This window comes from Chryseobacterium electrogenes (assembly GCF_053553015.1).
Genome location: NZ_JBNPPB010000002.1, coordinates 2,921,782 through 2,945,516, shown reverse-complemented (window position 1 = coordinate 2,945,516; position 23,735 = coordinate 2,921,782). Strand labels below are relative to the sequence as shown.

General features: G+C 32.9%; 21 protein-coding genes and 3 tRNA genes. 9 read left to right on the top strand and 15 right to left on the bottom strand.

Going from position 1 to position 23,735, the window contains the following annotated elements:
• Positions 1-259: 259 nt before the first annotated feature.
• From ACQQ6V_RS13585 to ACQQ6V_RS13565, 5 genes are all read left to right on the top strand, one after another.
• Complete coding sequence (locus ACQQ6V_RS13585) at positions 260-1,816, top strand: Rne/Rng family ribonuclease (RefSeq protein WP_448846043.1); 1,557 nt, start codon at positions 260-262, stop codon at positions 1,814-1,816.
• A gap of 161 nt (positions 1,817-1,977) precedes the next feature.
• Positions 1,978-3,522, top strand: a complete 1,545-nt coding sequence (porX, locus tag ACQQ6V_RS13580) for a T9SS response regulator signal transducer PorX (protein WP_448846042.1) — start codon at positions 1,978-1,980, stop codon at positions 3,520-3,522.
• A 94-nt stretch (positions 3,523-3,616) separates the two neighbouring features.
• Positions 3,617-4,750 carry a hypothetical protein gene (locus ACQQ6V_RS13575; protein WP_448846041.1) on the top strand — a complete coding sequence of 378 codons (1,134 nt, stop codon included), beginning with the start codon at positions 3,617-3,619 and terminating at the stop codon, positions 4,748-4,750.
• A 30-nt stretch (positions 4,751-4,780) separates the two neighbouring features.
• A complete protein-coding gene (locus tag ACQQ6V_RS13570) occupies positions 4,781-5,548 on the top strand; it encodes an exodeoxyribonuclease III (RefSeq protein WP_448846040.1) in 768 nt (255 codons plus the stop codon).
• 21 nt (positions 5,549-5,569) lie between these two features.
• A complete protein-coding gene (locus ACQQ6V_RS13565; RefSeq protein ID WP_448846039.1) occupies positions 5,570-6,208 on the top strand; it encodes a trimeric intracellular cation channel family protein in 639 nt (212 codons plus the stop codon).
• A gap of 165 nt (positions 6,209-6,373) precedes the next feature.
• Here ACQQ6V_RS13565 and ACQQ6V_RS13560 read toward each other — a convergent pair whose 3' ends face one another.
• A complete protein-coding gene (locus ACQQ6V_RS13560; RefSeq protein WP_448846038.1) occupies positions 6,374-6,940 on the bottom strand; it encodes a DUF2892 domain-containing protein in 567 nt (188 codons plus the stop codon).
• A 117-nt stretch (positions 6,941-7,057) separates the two neighbouring features.
• Here ACQQ6V_RS13560 and ACQQ6V_RS13555 point away from each other — a divergent pair, with 117 nt between their 5' ends.
• Entirely contained in the window at positions 7,058-7,654 is a 597-nt protein-coding gene (locus ACQQ6V_RS13555; protein ID WP_448846037.1) for an LURP-one-related family protein, read from the top strand.
• Positions 7,655-7,711: 57 nt separating this feature from the next.
• Here ACQQ6V_RS13555 and ACQQ6V_RS13550 read toward each other — a convergent pair whose 3' ends face one another.
• The 8 genes from ACQQ6V_RS13550 to ACQQ6V_RS13515 all read right to left on the bottom strand — a co-directional run bounded on the left by ACQQ6V_RS13550 (position 7,712) and on the right by ACQQ6V_RS13515 (position 18,074).
• Entirely contained in the window at positions 7,712-8,743 is a 1,032-nt protein-coding gene (locus ACQQ6V_RS13550; protein ID WP_448846036.1) for an NAD(P)/FAD-dependent oxidoreductase, read from the bottom strand.
• Between the two features lie 57 nt (positions 8,744-8,800).
• Positions 8,801-9,910 (bottom strand): type IX secretion system ring subunit PorN/GldN, encoded by a 1,110-nt coding sequence (gene porN / locus ACQQ6V_RS13545; protein WP_448846035.1) that lies wholly within the window; start codon positions 9,908-9,910, stop codon positions 8,801-8,803.
• Positions 9,911-9,959: 49 nt separating this feature from the next.
• Entirely contained in the window at positions 9,960-11,528 is a 1,569-nt protein-coding gene (porM, locus tag ACQQ6V_RS13540; protein ID WP_448846034.1) for a type IX secretion system motor protein PorM/GldM, read from the bottom strand.
• A gap of 49 nt (positions 11,529-11,577) precedes the next feature.
• Positions 11,578-12,258 carry a type IX secretion system motor protein PorL/GldL gene (porL, locus tag ACQQ6V_RS13535; RefSeq protein ID WP_448846033.1) on the bottom strand — a complete coding sequence of 227 codons (681 nt, stop codon included), beginning with the start codon at positions 12,256-12,258 and terminating at the stop codon, positions 11,578-11,580.
• Positions 12,259-12,300: 42 nt separating this feature from the next.
• The gene (porK, locus tag ACQQ6V_RS13530; RefSeq protein WP_448846032.1) at positions 12,301-13,734 is read right to left on the bottom strand and encodes a T9SS ring complex lipoprotein PorK/GldK; all 1,434 of its coding nucleotides are present in this window, start codon (positions 13,732-13,734) and stop codon (positions 12,301-12,303) included.
• A 104-nt stretch (positions 13,735-13,838) separates the two neighbouring features.
• Entirely contained in the window at positions 13,839-15,695 is a 1,857-nt protein-coding gene (glmS, locus tag ACQQ6V_RS13525; RefSeq protein ID WP_448846031.1) for a glutamine--fructose-6-phosphate transaminase (isomerizing), read from the bottom strand.
• Between the two features lie 22 nt (positions 15,696-15,717).
• The gene (locus tag ACQQ6V_RS13520; RefSeq protein WP_448846030.1) at positions 15,718-17,289 is read right to left on the bottom strand and encodes a DUF4270 family protein; all 1,572 of its coding nucleotides are present in this window, start codon (positions 17,287-17,289) and stop codon (positions 15,718-15,720) included.
• 14 nt (positions 17,290-17,303) lie between these two features.
• On the bottom strand, positions 17,304-18,074 hold the full coding sequence (locus ACQQ6V_RS13515) for a glycogen/starch synthase (protein ID WP_448846029.1): 771 nt from the start codon (positions 18,072-18,074) through the stop codon (positions 17,304-17,306).
• Positions 18,075-18,322: 248 nt separating this feature from the next.
• Here ACQQ6V_RS13515 and panC point away from each other — a divergent pair, with 248 nt between their 5' ends.
• Complete coding sequence (panC, locus tag ACQQ6V_RS13510) at positions 18,323-19,171, top strand: pantoate--beta-alanine ligase (protein ID WP_448846028.1); 849 nt, start codon at positions 18,323-18,325, stop codon at positions 19,169-19,171.
• 197 nt (positions 19,172-19,368) lie between these two features.
• Here panC and ACQQ6V_RS13505 read toward each other — a convergent pair.
• The 3 genes from ACQQ6V_RS13505 to ACQQ6V_RS13495 all read right to left on the bottom strand — a co-directional run bounded on the left by ACQQ6V_RS13505 (position 19,369) and on the right by ACQQ6V_RS13495 (position 19,696).
• Positions 19,369-19,441: transfer RNA gene (locus ACQQ6V_RS13505), tRNA-Lys, on the bottom strand.
• A 55-nt stretch (positions 19,442-19,496) separates the two neighbouring features.
• Positions 19,497-19,579 (bottom strand) — tRNA-Leu (locus ACQQ6V_RS13500).
• A gap of 44 nt (positions 19,580-19,623) precedes the next feature.
• Positions 19,624-19,696: transfer RNA gene (locus ACQQ6V_RS13495), tRNA-Lys, on the bottom strand.
• Positions 19,697-19,812: 116 nt separating this feature from the next.
• On the opposite strand from ACQQ6V_RS13495, the gene ACQQ6V_RS13490 reads away from it, so the two are divergent.
• The gene (locus ACQQ6V_RS13490) at positions 19,813-20,334 is read left to right on the top strand and encodes a shikimate kinase (protein ID WP_448846027.1); all 522 of its coding nucleotides are present in this window, start codon (positions 19,813-19,815) and stop codon (positions 20,332-20,334) included.
• Here ACQQ6V_RS13490 and hslR read toward each other — a convergent pair.
• A complete protein-coding gene (gene hslR / locus ACQQ6V_RS13485) occupies positions 20,331-20,774 on the bottom strand; it encodes an Hsp15 family ribosome-associated heat shock protein (protein WP_448846026.1) in 444 nt (147 codons plus the stop codon). The genes ACQQ6V_RS13490 and hslR overlap by 4 nt on opposite strands.
• A gap of 55 nt (positions 20,775-20,829) precedes the next feature.
• Between hslR and ACQQ6V_RS13480 the strand changes: the two genes are divergently transcribed.
• Positions 20,830-21,561 carry a hypothetical protein gene (locus ACQQ6V_RS13480; RefSeq protein WP_448846025.1) on the top strand — a complete coding sequence of 244 codons (732 nt, stop codon included), beginning with the start codon at positions 20,830-20,832 and terminating at the stop codon, positions 21,559-21,561.
• Between the two features lie 79 nt (positions 21,562-21,640).
• Here the strand turns inward: ACQQ6V_RS13480 and mtaB are convergent, their stop codons facing one another.
• Both mtaB and ACQQ6V_RS13470 read right to left on the bottom strand, forming a co-directional pair.
• Positions 21,641-22,996: a tRNA (N(6)-L-threonylcarbamoyladenosine(37)-C(2))-methylthiotransferase MtaB gene (mtaB, locus tag ACQQ6V_RS13475; protein ID WP_448846024.1), complete on the bottom strand. Its 1,356-nt coding sequence runs from the start codon at positions 22,994-22,996 to the stop codon at positions 21,641-21,643.
• A 134-nt stretch (positions 22,997-23,130) separates the two neighbouring features.
• Positions 23,131-23,601, bottom strand: a complete 471-nt coding sequence (locus ACQQ6V_RS13470; RefSeq protein ID WP_448846023.1) for a hypothetical protein — start codon at positions 23,599-23,601, stop codon at positions 23,131-23,133.
• Positions 23,602-23,735 lie beyond the last annotated feature (134 nt).

The following is a 23,735-nucleotide window of genomic DNA, read 5'->3' as shown; positions in this document are numbered from 1 at the left end:
ATAAAAATTTCTAAATTATGCCAAGCGGAAAGAAAAGAAAAAGACACAAGGTAGCGACACACAAGAGAAAGAAAAGAAGAAGACAAAACAGACATAAGAAGAAAAAATAATCTTCTTAGACTGTCGTTTAATAAATATAAATATAGTTGGTGCAATTTCACCGACTATATTTTGTTTTTAACATCGTCTTATATCTTAATTTGGAGAACCATAACATTAACCGTGTCTATAACAAGACAACATTAGCCAATCAGAAGACATGAAGAAAGAATTAATCATTTCGCATGAGGATAATTCTTCTAAAATTGCCCTGTTAGAAGACGGAAGACTTTTTGAACTACACGAGCAAGAAGTAAAGTCGGATTTTGTAGTAGGTGATCTTTTTTTAGGAAAAGTCAAAAAACTTGCCCCTAACCTTAATGCAGCTTTCGTTAATATCGGATACGGTAAAGACGCGTTCTTGCATTATCAGGATCTAGGACCACAATTTTTATCTTATCAGAAATTTCTGAAAGATACTATTGCCAAGAGGCAAAATGTAGCAAAGCTTAAAGATTTTGAGCAGCAAAAAGATATTGACAAAAATGGCACTATTGATAAAGTAGCCGCAGCTGGAGATCTCGTATTAATTCAAATTACTAAAGAACCAATTTCTACTAAAGGACCAAGAATATCTACACAGATCTCTTTAACCGGTCGTTTTTTAGTTCTTATTCCATTTGATAACAAGATATCGATTTCCAAAAAAATTAAAGATGGCGCAGAGAAAGATCGCCTTAGGACTCTTATAGAAAGCATTAGACCAGAAGGTTTCGGGGTTATTATTAGAACCGTTGCCGAAGGTAAAAAAGTAGCTGAACTTCATAATGATATGAATCAGCTTATCCAAAAATGGGATACTTGTTTTAATAATATTCAAAAAAATAAAGTACCCGCCAAAGTTCTAAGCGAAGAAGATAAAGCCTCATCCATCTTAAGAGACAATTTTAACCAAGACTTTGTTAGCATCATTTGTGATGACGAAGATATGGTGTATGACATGAAGAATTATCTAGAAGTCATCTCGCCAGAGAGTAAGAACATTGTACAGTTTTACGATGCTCCAACTCCTCTTCTAGAATATTACAATGTTGAAAAACAGCTTAAACAAAGTTTCGGAAAAAACGTCAATATCCCAAGTTCTAAAGGTGCTTACCTTGTTATAGAACATACAGAAGCGCTACACGTGGTAGATGTTAACTCCGGTAATAACATCTCCTCGGCTACAACTAATAAGCAACATGCTCTTAATGTCAATAAAATGGCTGCCACAGAAATAGCACGCCAATTAAGACTTAGAGATATGGGTGGTATTATAGTTATTGACTTTATCGATATGGTAGATGCGGATCATCGTCGCGAATTGTTTGATCATTTTCGGGATGAGATGAAACGTGATAAGGCTCGTCACAAAATATTGCCGCCAAGTAAATTTGGGTTAATCCAGATGACTAGGCAACGTGTACGACCAGAAAAATATATCGAAACTAAGGAAGAAAATCCTAATAAAGATGGAGAAATTACAGCGCCAATCGTTATTATTGAGCGTATGGAAGAATCCATCAGAAACATTATCCAAACAGAAAAAGGCAAATTGTATCTGCACGTTCATCCTTTTGTAGAGGCCTACCTTACAAAGGGGATTATGAGCATACAGAACAAATGGTTTCTGCGGTATAAGAAATGGGTAACCGTTATCCCGCGAGACTCTTTCAAATATTTAGAATTCAAATTAGTGAATTCTAATAAAGAAGAATTAATGTCCTACTCCAACTAAAACTCAGGTTAATCCTGAGTTTTCTTTTTTCTATCGAATTCTAAAACTTCATAGTCTTTATAAATTAACTAAAATTTAACGCTATCCTTTTATTTTTACATTTATCTTAAGATAGTTTGGTCGTAATTTTGATGCATAACTAGTAGAATAAACTATATATTATGTCGGGAAAAATTTTATGGATAGATGATGAGGTCGACTTATTAAAACCACACATTGTTTTCTTAGAAAACAAAGGCTACACAGTAACGCCGGTTAACAACGTTAACGAAGCATTAGAATTAATAGATAAAGAAAAATTTCAGCTTACGCTTCTGGATGAAAATATGCCAGGTATCTCTGGACTAGAAGCTATCCCAATGATAAAAGATCGTGATAGTAGCTTAAAAATAGTCATGGTGACTAAAAGTGAAGAAGAGCATATCATGGAGCAAGCCATTGGTTCTCAGATTTCGGATTATATCCTAAAGCCTGTTAATCCTAATCAAATTTTATTATCATTAAAGAAAAACTTACAAAGCGAAAGTCTTGTAGAACAAAAAACTATTCTAGAATATCAACAAGATTTTAGAAATCTGAGTCTAGAGTTATCTTATCTTAGAACTTATCAAGATTGGGCAGAATACTATAAAAAAATACTTAACTGGGAAGTTAAATTTGATAAAGTTTTTGATAGTGAATTTGCAGAGTTATTACAATCTCAAAAGGAAGAAGCTAACATTCAGTTTTCAAAATTTATAGAGAAAAACTATGAAGATTGGTTGCATCAGCCAGACAAACCAATGATGAGTCACACTCTCTTCAAAGATAAAGTAAAGCCTGAATTGCAAAATGAAAAGGTGCTTTTACTAATGGTCGACAATCTTAGGTATGACCAATGGAAAGTTATAGAACCATTGTTTACTAAGTTTTATAACAAAACTTCTGAAGATTATTATTTCAGTATTCTACCAACCGCGACACAATATGCAAGAAATTCTTTTTTTGCAGGATTAATGCCATCTGAGATAGAAAAAAGATTCCCAGACTATTGGTTTAACGACAACGAAGAAGGTAATAAAAATGAACATGAGCGTGATTTTCTAGAAGATCAAATGAAGCGTCTGGGCCTTTCTGGTAAATCTATGAAGTACCTTAAGATTCTAAATGCTGATTTTGAACGCAAAATCTTCGAAGATTTCAATCAACATAAGAACAATGATTTATTGGTAATTGTCTATAACTTTATAGATATTTTATCACACGCAAAAACAGACAACAGTATTGTTAATCAATTAATTAGAGATGATAAAACCTTTAGATCTCTAACTTACAATTGGTTTGAGAACTCTTCTTTGCTTAAAATTATTAAGTTAGCGGCAGAAAGTGGCTTTAAGTTAGTTATAACAACGGATCACGGGACAATTTACGTCAAAAAACCAAGTAAGGTTGTAGGAGATAGAGAAACATCTACTAACATCCGTTACAAAACAGGGCGAAGTCTAACTTATGATGACAAAGATGTTTGGGCAGTTAATAATCCAGAAAAACTTTTCCTTCCAAAAGGAAATCTAAGCTCTAAATATATTTTTGCGAAGAACAATATATTTTTAGCTTACCCTAAAAATTATAATCATTTTGTAAATTATTACAAAGACACTTATCAACATGGAGGTATATCTCTAGAGGAAATAATTATCCCAATTAGCGTATTAGAGCCCAAATAGTTTTTTCATAGTTTATTTAATTTGGGTTACTGGGCGGAAAATTTCTTTGATTTTTTCCGCCTTTTTTTGTAAAATTGCATTATAAATCATTATTATGAATAAAATTATATTTTTTTTGTTTTTAGGCGCATGCTTATCTGCTCAAGATTTTAAAAAGGCTGAAATTAATCTAGAAAATGGAGAACATCTTATTGGCGAAGTTTTTTATAATACGCCATATTATACGCCTCAATCATTTGTTTTTCGCGAAAATAAAAATTCACCCGAGAAAAAATTCAATCAAAATGATATAAAATCCGTTTTGATTAACGATGATATAGAGTATTCAAAACAGATTGTTAGTATATCTAGACATAAGGAAAACGAACATTTGTTAGAAAATAATGATAATTACAATTTAAAAAATGAAACTCTAGTTTTAGAAACTTTAGTAAAAGGAACTAATTCTTTATATAGATACTCTGATTCTCAAAATACGGCTTACTTTTATTCGGTTAAAGGTGATTCTCAGATTAAACCTCTTTTGTACAAAGAATATTATAACCCAAATGATGAAAGTATTAAAGTTAAAAAATCTGATTTCAGAAATGAACTAACAAAAATTAATTGTGGTAATAACTCCATTAATTTTGTGCAATACAGAGAAAGTGATTTATTGAATTTTTTCAAAAAAACTAATAATTGTCTTGGAGATACTAATCAAAAAGTCAAAAGTAATTATGGCTCAACTAATGCAAAAATTGCCATTTCAAAAAACTTTGTTTCGGATGAATATAAAGATTATGACACTAATCAATCTTATTCTTTTGGTCTAGAAATTGAGAAAAACTTACCATTCTTAAATAACCAAATTTCTATTGGATTAGCAGGTAATTACAGTACCTTTAATCCAAATATAGAAAAAACAGAAGTTGATAAAAAAAGTATTAAATCACAGATTGATATAGGCGTATTAGCTTATTACTATATTTTAAATAGTCCTAAGCATAAAGTTTATCTTAACGCTTATATTTTTGACTTTTCATCATCTCAGTATTATACAAAAACAGTTTTTTCTGGAAATCCTGTGGTAAAAGAGGCAACCCATAACCTATTAGTTTTCAATAAAATTGGCGCAGGTTATAGATATAGAAATTTAGAAATTTTCAGCCTATTATATTTACATACTGGTGATATAAAATCCAACATAGCATCAATAGGATTAAAATACAATTTCCCTAACTTCTAATAATTAAAAATCAATCTATTATACTAATATATGAAACTTATTTCTTACAATGTCAATGGCATCAGAGCCGCTTTTACTAAAGATTTTATAGGTTGGTTAACCTTGGCTAATCCTGACGTTATCTGTATCCAAGAAAGCAAAGCTAATAATGATCAAATCGACATTGCTTCTTTTAAGAAAATAGGTTATCATACCTACTGGTTTTCTGCACAAAAAAAAGGCTACAGCGGTGTTGGTATTGCATCTAAAACTAAACCTTTACATGTAGAATATGGTTGTGGTATAGAGAAGTATGACTACGAAGGAAGAGTTATTAGGGCTGATTTTGAAGGTTTTTCAGTAATATCTGTATATGTTCCTTCGGCGTCTAATATTGACAGATTAGAGTTTAAGATGCAGTTTTGTTTTGACTTTTTAGCTTATATCAAAGAATTGAAAAAACAAATACCCAACCTTATCATCTGTGGCGATTATAACATTTGCCATGAAGCTATTGATATCCATGATCCTATCAAGTTATCAAAAGTTTCGGGGTTTCTTCCCATGGAAAGAGAATGGATGACACAATTCTTAAATGAAGCAGAACTTGTTGATAGTTTCAGACACTTTAATAATCAACCCGATCAATATTCTTGGTGGAGTTATAGAGCAGCTTCTAGAGAGCGTAACAAAGGTTGGCGCATAGATTATAATATGGTCTCTAAGAGTCTAGAAAATAAGATGACAAGAGCGATAATCTTACCAGAAGTAAAACACTCTGATCATTGCCCTGTTATGGTAGAATTGGACTTGAACTAAATATTATAAAAGTCTTATAATATGCATGAACAATTAAACTTTTTAATAGAAGTATTAGGAACAATATCTTTCGCTATGTCTGGAAGTTTTGCTGCCATGCAAAAACGTCTAGATCCATTTGGTGTACTTATTATTGCCTTCGTCACATCTGTTGGAGGAGGTACAGTTCGTGATTTGTTATTGGATGTGCCAGTTTTTTGGATGCATGACTTATGGATGTGTTCTTTGATATTTGCAACATGCATCTTCTCGATGATCTTTAAGTCTATTGAAAAGAATTTTAAAGTCACTTTATTTCTATTTGATAGTTTTGGGCTTGGATTATTTACAATTATCGGTATCCAAAAAGGCTTAACTGCAGAGCTTCATCCTATAATATGTATTACATTAGGTACTATTACAGGTTGTTTTGGAGGAATTATCAGGGATATTTTATTGAATAGAATTCCGTTAATTTTCCGAAAAGAAATCTACGCCACAGCTTGTATTATTGGCGGAAGCATCTTTCTAATCTTAGCAAAGCTAACAGATCTATCATACACTTTTATACAGATATTTACTATTTTACTCATTGTTGCAATAAGAACTCTAGCGGTAAAATATAAATGGCAAATACCAAAATTCTATTACAGTGAATCTTCTCAAGAAGGCGAAATGTAATTATACTCACTTCTCTCCTAGCCCCGATGGAAACGGCATCCTTTGCTGTTGAGTGAGGTGGCGCAGCGCAGCGAAGCCAACCGAGCGATAACAGTAAAGATATAGTGGACAGCGGGAATAGCTCATAAAAAAAAGACCAAAAATTAATTTGGTCTTTTTTTATTTTTAGAATTTACCTCTTTGTCTCATATGGGGATTGTGCATATGCTTTTGCATAGAAGGCATTTTTAACTGATCTTTAAGCATCTTTATCTGATCTGTCATCATCCCTGCTGTATCTAGATTCTTAGCTTCTTCTAATAGTTTTTGAGCTTCTTGACGTCTGCCTTTTGCCATAGCTCCTGCTGCTAGATTAAGCGTTGCCATTGCACGATCATGTTTCATATTAAGTCCATAATCTAATGCTTTTCTCATCAAAGCTTCTGTCTTGGCAGGATTATTATCTTGTGCTGTTGTTAATCCTATTAGATAGTGATAATAGCCGTATTGTGTCTTATGAAGTTCTGTTTTATAATTCTTGATTTTCATTAAAAAACCATTAGCTTTTTGAAAATCTTGCTTTCTAAGTTGCCAAAATGCCAATAGTATTTTTTCATTTTTGAAAAATAAAAATATAGGTATTGCTGATAATAAAACAACGACTATACCCCAACCAATATTACGGTTGAACATAAGGAAAACTCCTAAACCAATTAATATGGCCGCAATTACAAACTTAATGTACTTGTTCATCTCAAAATTTTAGACTGCAAAGATAAGGAAATAGAGGGTATTTACAGAATGCTAACTTCACAATTGTTAGGTTATAAGAAAAATATTCTATATTTATCGCAACAAAATTAACACAAAATGCAAAACCTTCAGTATCCGCTGGATTTTACTTTTAAAATTACAACTTTAGCTAATGATTTCACTATTAATGATAAGCATGGGACGTCACTTGCTTATGTAAGGTCAAAAATCTTCAAATTAAAAGATAGTGTACAAGTTTTTAAAGACACTACAAAAAAGGAAGTTATCTATAATATTAATGCTAATCAATGGATTGATTTTAATGCATCTTTTAAAATTACAGAGCCTAATGGTGATAATATCGGGCGTATTGCAAGAAAAGGAATGAGATCTATTTGGAAATCTACTTACAATATCATCGATAAACAAGATCAACAACTCTTTACTATTACAGAAGAGAATGCTTGGACTAAATTTTGGGATAATATGGTTGGAGAAATACCAATTGTTGGGATGTTTACTGGTTATTTTCTTAATCCTAAATATATTGTAAAGGACAAGGATGATCGCATTATTTTCCGGTTGAAAAAAATGCCTTCCTTTTTTGGAAGACGATTTCAATTAGATCGTATTATAGACATACCAGACGACCAAGAAACATTATGTGTATTAAGCCTTATGATGATGGTCTTATTAGAGCGTGCGAGAGGTTAGAATACTATATTCAACAACAATTCCCATACTTATACAGTGTGGGAATTGTTATTTATTTTAATAAAAACGATTGACATTAACTTCTTGATCAATAATAACTTTATTCTCTATAAAATTGAATAATATCTTAGAATAAAAAGATCCATTTAGTACGCCTCTTGCTCCTAGACCATTTAAAATATAAAGTTTAGAATAATCTTTATGAACTCCCAAAATAGGTTTTCTATCACCTACAACAGCTCGGAATGCAGTCTGAACTGACTTAATATTATAATCATTTTGATATATTTCTTTAAGTCCTAATTCTAATTTATCAACAGAATTTTGATTAATTTCCAAATCATATTCATCGCGCTCATAGGTACCGCCGCAGTAGTAAGAATCTTCATCAAATTTAAACAAGAAATACTTTTTCTTAATCACATAAGGTTCTACTTCTGACTGTAATCTAACCTTAAGGCAATGACCTTTGTTACCTTTTACAGGAATATCATCAAAGTACGGATTATTATTAACCGCAATACCTTCGGCAAAAACAATATGACTAAAATTAATATTATTATAATGTTCTGTTTCTAAATCTAGATTATCGAAGTCAAATTTTTCTTTAATCAAAAATCCTTTTTCTTCTATAATATTAAACATATCACTGAAGAAACTCTTAACATCTATTCGGCAAGATTTATTAACAATTCCTGACGAGTACAGATTTGTAACCGAATTCAATGTTAAAAAATCAGTATTCAAATAGGGCTGCAATTCTTCTTTTTGAGATTTTTTAAGCCAAAGTTCTTTCTCTTTTTCATCATGAAATATCCTAACCACTTTTTCGTCAATAAGATAGTTAGTGTCTGTATAATCTTCAATTTCTTTAAAAACTATATCAAGATAATCTAATTGCTTTTCGGCATTAGAAATTTCCACAAAACGCTTTAACACAACCGGATTACAAACACCTGCTGAGATATGAGATGCCGCAGTATTTCCTTCAGAAAATAACCTAAAGCTTTTGTTATTTTTAATTAATTGATGGGCAAAAAACATTGCTGCATATCCATCACCAACTATAATATAATCTACTTTTTCCATAATAAAAAAAACCTGAGTAAAGATACTCAGGTTTCATATTTAATTGAATTAAAATTCTTAATAATTCCACAAATCATTCTCCATTTGAAGAATTTGTGCTTTGATTCTATCACTTTCTTCCAATTGTCCGTCTGCATCATCAGGAACGTAGTCTGCAATCATACCGTTGCCACCTCTTCCTAATCCGCTTTCTGATTTATAGATAATCGAAGAAAAACGTCTTGCATTAAGCACATCATCAAAAGTGATATCTGCACTTACATTCTTAGAATTGAAAACATAGTTGCTCGTTAACACCTGTCTAGCATCTGGATAAAATACCCAAAATAAGTCTATAGAATCTGGTGTTGTGTTATCTGGTGTAACACCATTTTCTAACTGAGAACCAGCAATTGCTGCTCTTGCTTTCGCACCGTTAGGATCTGGACCCATTGCAGCAATACCTAAGAGTCTATATTTCATCTGGCTATCTCTCTTATCAACATACCATTGTCCAAAGATCTTAAGAAGTTTTACATTCTCAGTGCTTGTAACAATTTGATCTACGTTAGAATCGATATCTTTCTGAGAAACTCTATAATAATTCCCGTCTAAGTTTACAATAATTTGATTAGCATCATTTCTATAGATGTCAGATAATCTGCTACCGTAATAACCTTTAAGGGCATTAATATTTTTTTCATCAGAAGCTAATACAGATTTGTATTTCTTCAATTCTTTAACTGCTGTTTTCTCATCAAGCTTTCCTTCGTTCATAGTTTGAACAAAATAATCATCAATATTAATTGCTGACGTTGCTGATGCAATAGCTTCTGGGGATAATCTCGTTGTAAAACTTTCGTCAGAATATACTTCTTTAATTTTCCCGCTATTAACAGCATCAATTAAGATTTGGTACAATGATTTGTTTTGTGATACAAGACCATCAACATTGTGATAGAAAGGTTGATTGATTTTGTCATTCATATCAATAATTTCCCACACAACCATACTTTTTAATATGTCTTTATCTTCAATAAAACCATATTTTAAAGGTGTAGCTACACTGTCTTTTTTTAATTCACGTTCTTCACGGAATGTTTGCGGAGAACTAGAGTTTAGGATGCTATTTTGAGCTAAAGCTAATCCTGAAACTACTAATAGTAAATTACAAACTATCTTTTTCATAAATTATTACTAATATTTGATATAAATCAATCTTAAATATTTAACGTTCTTATTGAACATTTATTGCGATACCTGGGATATTTTGCAGTACCTGTCCTCCTAATCCTGTTGCCGTAGCTTGGATATCAAAAACAATTGCTATATCACCTGATCTCAAATTACTTGTTAATGCACTAACAGCTCCCATATCACTTCCATTAACACGCATTGCTGCTTTTCCTGGAACTTTAAACATGAAACTATTAACACTAAAACTTACTGGGAAGTCAAAGTCTGGCATTGTTACACTAACCGTTTGGTTAGCAATAGAAGATGCAGGCATAGACACAACATTCTTACCTCTAATCTGTCCTACTGGTGGTGGTACATTTTTAATTCTGAAATCAAATCCTTGAGAGATTGTAGCTCCTTTAGAATCCTTACCAGAAATTGTTAATTTTATTGTACTACCAGAAGATGGTGTAACAGTCCATTTACCATTTCCGCCACTTACAGATGCACCTGGCGCAGAAAGCGTAGCTCCAGCAGCACCAATAATAGATCCAGAGATTGGGTTAGGTAATCCTCTATATAATACCATCATCTTATCAGCAGAAAGAATTGCTCCTTTTTGTTCTTTAAGAGCTTCTACTCCTGCAATAACATCATAAGTATGAGCATATGGTAGAGTAATTTGCTTTCCGTTTTTATCATTAAATTTTATTTCACCTCTAAGTGTCTGTGTACCTACACCACTAGCTCCAAGAGTAGCGATACCTTGTCCATCTACCACCTTAGCATTGGTAATTTCTAATCCAGGTACAGAACTTGCTCTTGTACCAATAGCGATTTTTACTTCTTGCGGTTGACCAACCAATACTTGTCTTGGTCCAGAAACTAAAGCTTCGTAAGCATCAAACTTAATATCAGCATCAACTTTTTCTTGTAACATTGAAGAGATAACGTCAGATTGAAGATTTCTTGCTTCTGACTGAATCACTTCTAAGTTAGATAATGCAGCAATCAAAGGCTGATTATAAAACTTATATTGATTCCAGTTTTTACCACCTTGGCCTCTTTTGTCACCATTTTGAAAATCTGCTAATAGAGTTTTTGAAGCTCTAGCTGCAATATCAGCCAATTGAGGATTAGAAGAAAAATTAGTTACGATATAATTTCTTAGATCATCAACTTTCCCCTTAAGCTCAGTTGCTTTTGCTGAAGGACTTTTTTCATCTCCATCTTTGAAAAACATTTTAGTAGCAGGCTCTGTATTATTAAGCGCTGCAAAACTATCTTCCAGAGGTGCGTCCTTACTATACTCAGCTTCTTTGCTTAAAGTTCCTTTAATATCATTGATAAAATTAACCAAGTCATCTGCTTTTGTTTCCAGACCTCTATATTGTCCTAATAATGGACCATAAGTTTCTGGAGAAGCGGCAGCTTTAGCTTGTAATGTTTTTTCAAATATTTTATCATTTTTTCCTTCAACCATCTCTCTAGTAGCGGTCAAAGATTCATTAGTATCTTTATATGAGCGGATGATTTCCTGATCGATCTGCATTGCAAGCATTGCAATGAAAACCAAGTACATCAAGTTAATCATCTTCTGACGAGGTGATTGTTTTCCTTGTGCCATTTTTTTAAATTTTGTTAATAATAAAAGTTATATAAAAATGTACAAGTTCTTAAGACTTCATCGCAGAAAGCATTCCGCCATATACTCTATTAAGATTATTTAGATTAGAAGTTAATCCTTGAAGTTCTTCGTTAAATTTCTCTGATTGAGCTGCAGATTTTTGAATATCTTCAACATATTTCTTGCTGAATTCTGATTGTTTCTGACCATGCTCTAGTTGTAAAGCATAAAGTGCATTCATGCTTTCTAAGTGACTAGCAGCAAGATTCATCTGCTCGTTATATTTATGGGTAGAAGCAGAAACATCAACTGTCTGATTAATCTGATCTACAGATGTAGAGAACTTCTCAATACCTCCTCTTAATCTATCGAATAAGCTTACGTCCAATTTAGCATCTGCAAGCATTTTATCTAATTTACTAGATAATGATACTTCTAATTCTTTATTTTCTGCTAGTTGATTAACAACTTTTCTAGGTTTCTTTTCTGCTGTTTCGTCCAATAATTCTGGATAAACATTTTCCCAAGAATATTTTTCCTCAGACTTAGGTGGATCAAATGCAAACACAATAAATACAATTGCCTCCATAATTAGACCTGCTGCAAGAGCAACGTTACCTGTAATGAAACCTAAACTCCAGTGAGTCATTTTGAATAATGCACCAAGAATTACGATCGCTGCGCCAATAGAATAGAAAAAATTCATTCTGGCATCTTTAGTTTTGAACATGTGTTATAAAAAGTTTAAAGTTAGTAGTAGTCAGTAGTTAAATTATTTAGTCTTTGTTTTGAATTTTGTAGAGCCTACAGGAATATCTTGTATGGTTCTAAATCCAATATAGCTTCTTGCAGAATCTTTTCTTTCCCAGTCTCTATAACCTGTCATCAAAAGGTAACCTACATCTTTCCAAGATCCACCACGAACAACTTTTTTAGTATCATTCTGAAGTTGAGTAGATATTGTTGGGTTAAGAGTTGAAGAAAATTGAGACGTAGAATTACTATAAGGTGACTGTGTCCATTCTGCTACGTTACCAGCCATATCATATAATCCATATCCGTTTCTCTGAAATTTCTTTACTGGCGCGGTATAAACATATGTACCTTTTTTCTCATCTTCCATATAAGAGCCTCTCTTCGGCTTAAAGTTAGCAAGATAACAGCCTCTATCGTCTTGTAAGTTAGGTCCGCCCCATGGATAAGTTGCATTTTCTAAACCTCCTTTTGCAGCATATTCCCATTCTGCTTCTGTTGGTAATCTAAAGTTTCCTGGTTTTTCCTTCTTCTTCTTCAAGCTACTATTAAAATCTGCTTTTCTTTTTGTTTTATAATTACAAAATGCTCTTGCTTGATCCCAAGTAACACCTACAACTGGATATTGCTTGTAAGCCTGATGCCAAAAATATTGCTCAAACAACGGATCGTTATATGAGTTATTAAAATTTTTAATCCATACTGTTGTATCAGGATATATAGCCACGCTTTCTTTCTTAAGATAATCTGCGCCTCTATTTTTATCTTTTACTGCTCCTGCTACATTTTCCCATTGATAAGAATAAAGTAATTTGCTCGTATCTAATAATCTCTCGTTATTAATTCTCTTCTCTGGAGCAATATACATAGACTCTAAAACTTCGGCATACTGCTCATCAGGATAAGAAGATGTATTCCAACTTAATGGCACTTTCCAATCCAATTTTTTAGCTTCACTATAACCATCACGACCTCCTTGAGAATCTAAGTAAGTCTGATATGGAGATACATTATCTCCTGTTTTTTGTGCAGCATAAGCAAAGTCACTAATACTACCGCCATTGCCTCCTCCAGCATCGCTACCAGAAGCTCCACCAGCAGCTTCAGCTAAAAGTGTTCTTGCTATGGAATCTCTAACATAATAAATAAATTCGCGGTATTTTGCGTTAGTAACCTCTGTTTCATCCATAAAGAATGAATTAACTGTTACAGTTTTAGGATTAGCCTTTTCTGGTTGATTGGTAAAGTCTTGATCTGCCATACCCATAACAAATGATCCACCTGGAATAGCCACCATGCCATAAGGTCTTTCTGACACGAAGGTTTTAGAGCGATTAGAAGGAATCAGTTCTCCTTTTGTTTTAGATCCTGGTCTACCTGCAGACTTACCTCCCCCTTTGGAACAAGACACCACAACTGATGCCGACAATAATATAAAGAATATCCTTTTCATCCTATTTCAAGAAATTAAGCGGTAAATATATAATTTTTTTTAACAATTACTAGTATTTTATTTAACGTAAAATTAAATATAATATTTTGTTGATAATGGATTAATTATTCTACTGTTACTGATTTTGCCAAATTACGAGGTTGATCTACGTTAGCTCCTCTGTAAACAGCAATGTAATAAGCTAATAACTGTTGTGGAATTGCAGCTACTATTGGAGAGAAGCACTCTGAAGTATCTGGCATTTCTATAACGAAGTCTGCCATCTTAGCTACTGCTACATCACCCTTAGTTACGATTGCTATTACTTTTCCTTTTCTAGCTTTTATTTCTTGTACGTTACTTACAATTTTATCATAATGCCCTTCTTTTGGTGCAATGATAACGATTGGCATATTTTCATCAATTAAGGCAATCGGTCCATGTTTCATTTCTGCAGCTGGATAGCCTTCTGCATGGATATAAGAAATCTCCTTAAGCTTAAGTGCGCCTTCTAATGCTGATGGGAAATTATAACCTCTTCCTAAATATAGGAAATTAGTAGATTCATAAAAATGTTTAGCAGTTTCTTTAGCAACAGCATCTGATGACTTTAATACTTCTTCAACTTTCTTAGGCAATGCATCTAATTCTGAAATTAATCTCATAAATTCTGCATTACTTAGATTACCATTATGTTTTCCTAATTTTAGGGCAATTAATGATAATATTGTTAATTGAGCTGTAAAAGCTTTAGTTGAAGCTACACCAATCTCTGGTCCAGCATGAGTATAAGACCCAGCATCTGTAACACGAGCAATAGAAGAATCTACAACATTACAAATACCATAGACAAATGCTCCTCTTTCTTTAGCCAACTTAATTGCAGCCATTGTATCCGCAGTCTCTCCAGATTGAGAAATAGCAATCACAACATCTTTTGGTCCAATGATAGGATTTCTGTAACGGAATTCTGAAGCATATTCTACTTCTACAGGTATTCTTGCAAATTCTTCAATAAGATACTCTCCTATTAAACCTGCATGCCAAGAAGTACCACAAGCTATAACGATAATTCTTTCGGCATTATTTATTTTTTCTAAATGATCCCAAATACCAGCCATTTTGATGATACCTTCTTCTACTAAAAGTCTACCACGCATGGTATCAAGAATAGATTTTGGTTGTTCGAAGATCTCTTTTAGCATAAAATGCTCGTAGCCACCTTTTTCGATCTGCTCCAAATTAAGTCTAAGCTCTTGGACAGCTGGGACAACTTTTTCGTAATCTTTTATTGTTCTAATATCAACTCCATTTTCTACGGATATAATAGCCATATGTCCTTCTTCTAGATAGACAGCTTCTTTTGTAAATTCTACAAACGGAGAAGCATCTGATGCTATAAAATACTCGTTATTTCCTAGACCAATAGCCAAAGGAGAACCTAATCTCCCAACAACTAATACACCTGGGAAATCTTCGTGCATAACAGTAATTGCATAAGCACCGTATACTTCGTTAAGAGCATATCTCACTGCTGTAGGGAAGTCTAAATCAGATTGAGTATCCATAAAATACTGAATTAGATTAACCAAGACTTCAGTATCAGTTTCTGATTTAAATTCAAAACCTTTACTAATTAACATGGTCTTAATTGTATCATAATTTTCTATAATACCATTATGAACCAATGCAATTTTATTATTATTAGATAAATGTGGATGGGAGTTTCTATCACTTGGGACACCATGAGTAGCCCATCTTGTATGTCCCATTCCTACATGAGATGTATTTTTAAGATTACTAGAGATGCTTTCTAGATCACTTACTTTTCCTTTAGTTTTTTGAACTTCGAACTGACTATTTTTATTGCTTTCTAAAACAATACCTGCACTGTCATATCCTCTATATTCTAGACGTCTTAATCCATTAATAACAATATCATAAGCATCCTGAAAACCTGTATATCCTACAATTCCGCACATAGTTTAATAATTGTGTTTGTGTTTATTTTTTTGCGTAAGTAACTTTTAATTGAGCAACGTGAGAATCTTTAACAACTCCACCTATGTCATTTTTTGCTGTACCTTCTAGAACAATTCTAGTTGGCGTATAAGCGCGATCATTAAATTTTGTCCCCAATAATGCTCCTGTTGAAGGATCTGATAAATAGCTTCCTAGATCTATGATTAGATCTTTATTTTCAGCATTAGTTTCAACAATATTCTTAATAGTTTTGGTGATATTAATATCATAATAAGCCAATTCTTTATCTGTATCAAATGTCTTGATAAGATTATATGGTGTAAAAGAATAAGCCGTCATATCGGTAAGAAATGAAGAAGCATTTTTTTCTCTGACCAAGAAATAGGAAGGTTTTTTATACTTATTTTTCCAAATACTTGTATCTGTATAAAGTCTAATTTTAGCATTAATAATCCCTGCTTTTTCGTCATTGAAAAGCTTTTTAAGACTATTAATTGTAACAGCCGGAATTCTGATCCCTGCACTGGCACCACCCATACCTTGTAAAAATAATTGGCTACTTCCTGCATCTCCAGGATAGATAGGATTATTTTGGTCATTAGATATTGCTGGCATTGCTGTTTCGTAAGCTTTACCTGCACGATTATATGCAATATGGTTAAAGTGAACGTTAGAGCTACCTAGATTAAGAACGAAAGTTGACTGTGGTCTTGTGACAACATTATTTTCTGTTTTATCATTCTTATAATACAACTGAATCGTCATATCACTTGGAGATATCTTAAAAATATACCCATCATTTTCTGCAACAGAAATCTTTATTCCTTTAAAATATCTAATAAAACTAGCTGCATCAGACAATTCTGGCTTACCACTCTTTGCAATAATTTTATTCGCAAAAAATGTTGAGTCTAATTTAATACGAAGATTGGCATCTCTAGATAACAATTCTGAACTATCTTCTTTCTTAGTAATTTTCACACTACTAACTGTACCATCAAAAACTTTAGAACCTATCAAAGTACTAACAGCAAATGATTTATTAGACATAATAGAATCGTTAATTCCTCCTAAGAAATCTGCAACTTCTTCTACTTTTATGTTAAATACGGTTTTGCCATTAATCTTAGTTTTACCATACTTCTCAATAGGGTAAGTTACCATATCTTGTTTAGCTGCAACACCGTTAACAGCAGGGTAATTAAATTCTTTAGTAACTGTAACTGCAGAATCTTTTTGATAAATTGGATTAATAACTAAAACTGCAGAGTCTAACTTTGCATTAGTTCCGAAATCTACCTTATCATTGCTTAATCTAACTTGCGTATAGTAATCTGATTTTTGACCTCCAAATACATCTTCATTAAAAGCTCCAAGCGTAGCATAACCTAACTTAGCAGCATCTGTTCTAATAAAATCGCCATGATTAATATTATAAGCAGTTATACTATATGAAGTCTCGGTACCCTCTGCACTATTACCATCAAAAAATTGAGATCCAAGATTGTCAATATCAGACTCACAACTTGTTACCATTAAAGAAAAAATAACAACACCTCCTATTTGAAATAGTTTTTTTATAGAATTAATCATTGTGTAATATGGTCTTAATAAACTTGTGCTATTGCTTCTACATTAACATAATCTGACTTATCAGTAGAAGCACCTGCATAAGCTTTTTCTAATTTTTCTTCTAAAAACTCATCTCCTTTTACAATGACATCTACATACTGCATACTGTCACTTACAAAACCAAGGAAACTAGGATTCTCTAACGACTCCAGACCAGAAATATTGTCAAAGCTTAATATTTCTTTAGTATTTTCTGACAAAGCAATATCTTCTTCATTATATACTGACAATACTAGCTTAGTATCGTTAAAATAAGTATCATCCTTATAAAAAGTCTTAAGATAAATTGGGATTAAAGAAGCCATCCAACCATTAATATGAATAACGTCTGGCACCCAGTTTAATTTTTTAATAGTTTCGATAACACCACGTGCAAAGAAGACTGCACGTTCGTTATTATCCGTAAAAGGATTATTTTCGTCATCAAAGTAATATTGCTTTCTTTTGAAATACTCATCATTGTCTATAAAATAAACCTGAAGTCTCTCTCCTGGCAATGAAGCAACTTTAATAATCAAAGGTTGATCTAAGTCGTTAATAATAATATTCATCCCAGAAAGACGGATCACCTCGTGTAGCTGAAACTTTCGCTCACTAATCTGTCCAAATTTTGGCATAAAAACTCTTACATCGTTACCAGATTGGTGCATTTTGATGGCCATTTTATTAACCATATTCCCCATATTAGTATCTTCCTTATACGGAAACATCTCTGTAGTAACGTATAAAATCTTTTGATTCGGCATATTTTCTTATTTCTCTTACTAAAAAGTATAAACACTTTATTACGCAAAATTACAAAATTTTAAACGAATTTATTTTAATTAACAGAATTTTAATACAATCACTTTATAACAAGCTATCTACCAAGGCTTAAATGTTATCAAATATCTAAACAGATCTACACAAAATATAGAAATATTTTTTCTAAAATAAATAGCATTAAAACACACTATTTTTCTAATTTTACAAGCATATTATACATTGTCATAAAATGAAAATATTACACAGTAAGCTTGAGTTACAGAACTACATTACTCATCTTAAAACAAATAAAAAATCAATTGGCTTTGCTCCAACTATGGGAGCCTTGCACGATGGTCACATATCATTGTATGAAGTTGCAAAACAAAAAAATGATATTGTTATCGCTTCTATATTTGTTAACCCCACGCAGTTCAACAATCCTGACGACCTCAAGAAATATCCGAGAACAATAGATCAGGATATAGAAAAATTAAATCAATCCAACTTAGTAGATGCAGTCTACATCCCTAATGTAGAAGATATCTATCCTGATACTTTAGAAAGTCAGCACTATAATTTTAATGGATTAGAAAACGAAATGGAAGGCGCAGCACGACCAGGGCATTTTGACGGTGTAGGTACAGTTGTAGAAACTTTACTAAGACAGGTACAAGCTGATGACGCTTATTTTGGAGAGAAAGATTACCAACAGCTCAAAATCATAGAAACTCTCGTTAGCAACCTACAGCTACCAATTAAGATACATGGCGTACCAATCCATAGAGAAGAAAATGGTCTTGCAATGAGTTCTAGAAACATGAGATTATCAGAAACTGAACGAGAACATGCGGCAATAATTTCCAAAACCTTAGTCCAAGTCAATGATTGGTTCCCGGTAGTGAGTATCCAAGAAATTAAAAAACGCGTAGAAGATATTTTCGATAAAGAAAGTAATATGGCTTTAGAATATTTTTTGATTGCAGACGAAGCAACGCTTAAAGAAGCTGATTCTTTTGATAAAACTAAATCTTACAGAGCCTTTATTGTGGTTAATGTAGATACGGTAAGATTAATTGATAACATGCATTTGGATTAATTTTCAATTTAAAAATACAACACTCAGAAAACTTCGGATATTAATGTTCGAAGTTTTTTTTGTTAAAGAATTATCCTTTTTAGAAATTGAAAATATACGAGATGTACAAAAACATAGAAGCCTCCCTATTAAGGAGGCTTCTAAACACCAAATCACAAAATATTAATATGAAAAAAATTTACTATGAAGTAAATTAGTGACCCGGCTGGGATTCGAACCCAGGACCCATACATTAAAAGTGTATTGCTCTACCAGCTGAGCTACCGAGTCGGCCACAATTAAATTTGAAATTTAATTCAAATCAATTATTATTTTTCTTTTGCAGTGCCTGCGACTGGACTCGAACCAGCACATCCTTAGGAAACCACCCCCTCAAGATGGCGTGTCTACCAATTTCACCACGCAGGCTTAAAATCTTTTTAAAATAAATCTTAATTAGATTTTTAAGCTAGTGACCCGGCTGGGATTCGAACCCAGGACCCATACATTAAAAGTGTATTGCTCTACCAGCTGAGCTACCGAGTCGGTCACTGTATTATCAAGTTTTGTTAGTAAGTAACGTCCCTTGTTTTGAGTGGTGCAAAGATAGGACTTTTTTTAATTTCTCAAAACTTTTTCGCAAATTTGTTGAAAAAAAATTCATGCTAATTTCACTAATCGGCTATATGGGCAGTGGGAAATCCCACATTTCCAAACTTTTAAGTCAAAAAATAAACTATAAATTAATTGACCTAGATCACGAAATAATTTTGAAGCACCAGCTAAAAATCTCCGAAATCTTCGAACAAAAGGGAGAATTATTCTTTAGAAAGGAAGAAAAATTAATTTTAGACGAGATTTTGGACCAAGAAAAAGATGTTATTTTGAGTCTTGGTGGTGGCACTCCTGTTTATTATGACAATATGGAGAATATTAATCGCTATTCTACAAGTATATTTTTGCAAGCTTCTGTACCAACTTTAACAGAAAGATTACTGAAACAAAAAAACAAACGTCCATTAATCGCGAGATTAACAGACGCTGATTTGCCAGAATTTATTGCAAAACATTTATTCGAAAGGAATGTTTATTATTCTAAATCACAATTCTCCGTTAATACTAATGAAAGAACACCAGAAGATATTGTGGCAGAAATTATCGACATCTTAGGATTAAAAGATTAATCCTCATCGGCAGAATCATCCTTGAAGAAGCTATCCCAAGCTTCTTCAGTCATGGTTTCGTCTTCTTTCTCTGGAGCATCGTCTAAGAAACCTTCAATCTCTCTACGATCTTTCTTTGTAGGGCGACCTTCTCCTTTCTGACGGTAGTAATCTTGTGAGCTTTGGCGCGCTTTTAATAATTCGTATTGCTCTTTATCGGTTCTGTCAATAACATGAAGTGCAACCAACTTGGCTCCCATCCTACTTTTAGGGATTTGTAAGACTTCTATTTTATAATCTATTTGGTTTCTTCTAATTTTAATAATATCACCAACCTTAACCTCCTTAGAAGACTTCACAGCGCCCTGTCCAACGCTTACTCTGTTCTTTTTAATCTCCTCAGCAGCAAGGGTTCTGGTCTTATAAAATCTTACACTCCATAAAAATTTATCAATTCTCATAATTTTTTATACTTTTGCTACGTTAAATAATCGGCAATTTAAGATTAAATCAAAAATGAAAAAAATATTATTAGGTTTTGCCTTCTTAGGCTTAGTACTGCAAAGTTGTAAAAAAGATAATCATGACGATGAAGTTTATGTAGAACCAACGGTGGACGTGCAAAACCAATACGATAATGAAGCGGCTACAAAATTCTTAGATGAGAATTACCTGGACGATAAAGGAAATATCAAACCTTTTAGCGATACAGATCCTAGTGACGACAACAAACCGAAGCTATCGAGCTTATCACCTGTAAAACTTCCTTCAGGAGTTATTTATATCTTAAGACCGGGCGCACAACCAGATCCAGGGACTGTAATTGGAGAAACTGATATTATCAGATTAATGTCTAATACGACAACTTATGTAGCAACTAAAGAAAGTGATATCGTAAGATTCAGATCAATATTATCTTTTAGAAATAGCATTAGCGGAACAGGTGTTCCAGATGTTGATCCTAAGTACTATTACATATCTCCAACTGATAAACTTATCACAAGTGCAACGACAGAAGATGCTAAAAAAAGAAGTTATTACGAGATTGAAGGTCTAAGAGAAGCCTTACAACACTTCAAATCTTTCAATAAAGAGGATGGTGATAACTATAACCTACAAGGTATAATTATTGTACCTTCTAGAGCTGCTTTTGCAAGAGATGCTCATTATCCTTACTTGCAATATACATTGAGAAATAGAAGTTTTGTCTTCAACTTCCAAGTTTACAAAACAACGCCAAGACCGTAATTTAGAATTGGCAAATAATAGAAAAGAGAACCATAATTTGGTTCTCTTTTTTTTATTTAAATTGAAATTAAATCAACATTTAAACTTTAGCTAAAAATTGATCGAATGCAGGAACGACAGACACAGCACCATCTTCTTCAATTTTTGAAAGCTGAAGCATTTCTATTTGGTTAACAGACAACGCATCATAAGGCTTTTTCACTCTAACATAATTCTCGGTGAAGCCATACATTAGTCCATCTTTATTATCATGTTCCCACAAGACAGGAAGTGTTTTCCCTAATTGAGTTTGATAAAATGCCATCTTCTTTTTCTCTGATAAAATCCTCAACATTTTGTTACGTCTCTTACGCTCCGGAATTGGCACTACACCATCCATGTCGGCAGCTTCTGTATTCTCTCTTTCAGAATAAGTAAAAACATGAAGGTAGCTTATTGGGAGTTCGTTAAGGAAATTATAGGTTTCTGTAAATTTTTCTTCCGTCTCACCCGGGAATCCTACAATAACATCCACACCAATACAAGCATCTGGCATCACTTCTCGTATCTTCCCTACTCTATTTCTGTAAAGATTGGTTAGATAACGGCGTTTCATTTTCTTCAAAACCTCATCGGATCCAGACTGCAAAGGAATATGAAAATGAGGCACAAAGCTTCTGCTTTTAGACACTAGATCGATACTTTCGTCTTTTAACAAATTAGGTTCTATGGACGAAATTCTTATCCTTTCGATGCCGTTAACTTGGTCTAATTCTTTAATTAAATCCAAGAAAGTATGTTCATGTTTTTTATTCCCGAATTCGCCTTTACCATAATCACCAATATTAACACCCGTCAACACGATTTCTTTGATATCTTTAGACGCAATTTCCTGGGCATTAGCGACAACATTAGCAATGGTGTCTGATCTAGAAATCCCTCTAGCTAATGGAATTGTACAATAGGTGCATTTATAATCACAACCATCCTGTACTTTAAGAAAAGCTCTTGTACGATCACCAATAGAGTAAGATCCGATAAAGAAATCAGCCTCATCTATTTCACAAGAATGCACTTCTCCTGCAGCTTCTGACTTTTCTAGATCATCAAGATAACTTAATAGATTAAATTTTTCTTTAGCACCTAACACTAGATCCACGCCTTCTATGTTAGAAATCTCCTCAGGTTTTAATTGTGCGTAACATCCAATAACCGCGACCAAACCATCAGGATTGGCTTTCATGGCGCGCTTTACGTGAAGTTTGCACTCTCTGTCTGCATTTTCTGTAACCGAACAAGTGTTGATAATATATACTTTTGCAGGCTCATCAAAATTGACTTTTTGATAGCCAGAATCTGTCAATTGTCTAGCAATTGTAGAGGTTTCCGCAAAATTAAGTTTACAGCCTAACGTATGAAATGCTACGGTATTGGTCTGTGATTGTCCATCTTTCATAAGTTTGCAAAATTACTAATAAAACTAAAATTCTCAAAATCAGAACTTACACAAAAAAACCGACTTTCGTCGGCTGTATATTTTTAAACCAAAAAAAAGATAATTTGATTTTAATTAAATTGAAATAAAAACTACTATTTCATAACTTTTACGCCAATCTCATAGACTTTTACATGATGAAAATATCTTACTCTTTCTCGAGATGTTGCTTTTTCTATCTCGCCATTATGCAAAACAAACACACCATCTTCTGGAATTAAATGATCAGAATCCGAAATATATTGTTCTTCTAAGCTTTTTCCTTCAATCTCTTGTGTCCTCTTAAGCCAAGCTTCTAATAATTCTTGAAAACCCTCGTTGTTAGAATGTACAATTTTATAACCAGGAGCCCCAATTGCTACAAAATACTGTCGGTTCTCCAGCAGACGAGCGCTATTATCAATAACAGGATTATCATTACCGTCTAAAAAACCAATCTCTAATAGTTCTCCATTTTTATCTTTTGCAAATGTCTCTGCCTCTTCTAAAGACTTAAAACCGGTGTATAATAAACTATTTTCAAAATCGTAATGATTAAGTCTGTCCACTAAGTTTTCATTTTCCATAATTCAATATTTTATTTGTAATAAACCATACAACAACTTTGCCAAGTCACTAATTATTTAACAAATAGACATATACCTAATTTAACATTCTCCTCACCACCGTTATTAATTTCATATTAAAAAATCCTATATTT

Coding starts and splice junctions, on each gene's coding strand:
- porK (WP_448846032.1), bottom strand. CDS start 13,734: ATGAAAAGGATATTCTTTATATTATTGTCGGCATCAGTTGTGGTGTCT.
- ACQQ6V_RS13585 (WP_448846043.1), top strand. CDS start 260: ATGAAGAAAGAATTAATCATTTCGCATGAGGATAATTCTTCTAAAATT.
- ACQQ6V_RS13515 (WP_448846029.1), bottom strand. CDS start 18,074: ATGCCGAATCAAAAGATTTTATACGTTACTACAGAGATGTTTCCGTAT.
- porL (WP_448846033.1), bottom strand. CDS start 12,258: ATGTTCAAAACTAAAGATGCCAGAATGAATTTTTTCTATTCTATTGGC.
- ACQQ6V_RS13565 (WP_448846039.1), top strand. CDS start 5,570: ATGCATGAACAATTAAACTTTTTAATAGAAGTATTAGGAACAATATCT.
- mtaB (WP_448846024.1), bottom strand. CDS start 22,996: ATGAAAGATGGACAATCACAGACCAATACCGTAGCATTTCATACGTTA.
- ACQQ6V_RS13470 (WP_448846023.1), bottom strand. CDS start 23,601: ATGGAAAATGAAAACTTAGTGGACAGACTTAATCATTACGATTTTGAA.
- hslR (WP_448846026.1), bottom strand. CDS start 20,774: ATGAGAATTGATAAATTTTTATGGAGTGTAAGATTTTATAAGACCAGA.
- porN (WP_448846035.1), bottom strand. CDS start 9,910: ATGAAAAAGATAGTTTGTAATTTACTATTAGTAGTTTCAGGATTAGCT.
- ACQQ6V_RS13560 (WP_448846038.1), bottom strand. CDS start 6,940: ATGAACAAGTACATTAAGTTTGTAATTGCGGCCATATTAATTGGTTTA.
- ACQQ6V_RS13480 (WP_448846025.1), top strand. CDS start 20,830: ATGAAAAAAATATTATTAGGTTTTGCCTTCTTAGGCTTAGTACTGCAA.
- ACQQ6V_RS13490 (WP_448846027.1), top strand. CDS start 19,813: ATGCTAATTTCACTAATCGGCTATATGGGCAGTGGGAAATCCCACATT.
- porX (WP_448846042.1), top strand. CDS start 1,978: ATGTCGGGAAAAATTTTATGGATAGATGATGAGGTCGACTTATTAAAA.
- ACQQ6V_RS13555 (WP_448846037.1), top strand. CDS start 7,058: ATGCAAAACCTTCAGTATCCGCTGGATTTTACTTTTAAAATTACAACT.
- ACQQ6V_RS13550 (WP_448846036.1), bottom strand. CDS start 8,743: ATGGAAAAAGTAGATTATATTATAGTTGGTGATGGATATGCAGCAATG.
- glmS (WP_448846031.1), bottom strand. CDS start 15,695: ATGTGCGGAATTGTAGGATATACAGGTTTTCAGGATGCTTATGATATT.
- ACQQ6V_RS13520 (WP_448846030.1), bottom strand. CDS start 17,289: ATGATTAATTCTATAAAAAAACTATTTCAAATAGGAGGTGTTGTTATT.
- porM (WP_448846034.1), bottom strand. CDS start 11,528: ATGGCACAAGGAAAACAATCACCTCGTCAGAAGATGATTAACTTGATG.
- ACQQ6V_RS13575 (WP_448846041.1), top strand. CDS start 3,617: ATGAATAAAATTATATTTTTTTTGTTTTTAGGCGCATGCTTATCTGCT.
- panC (WP_448846028.1), top strand. CDS start 18,323: ATGAAAATATTACACAGTAAGCTTGAGTTACAGAACTACATTACTCAT.
- ACQQ6V_RS13570 (WP_448846040.1), top strand. CDS start 4,781: ATGAAACTTATTTCTTACAATGTCAATGGCATCAGAGCCGCTTTTACT.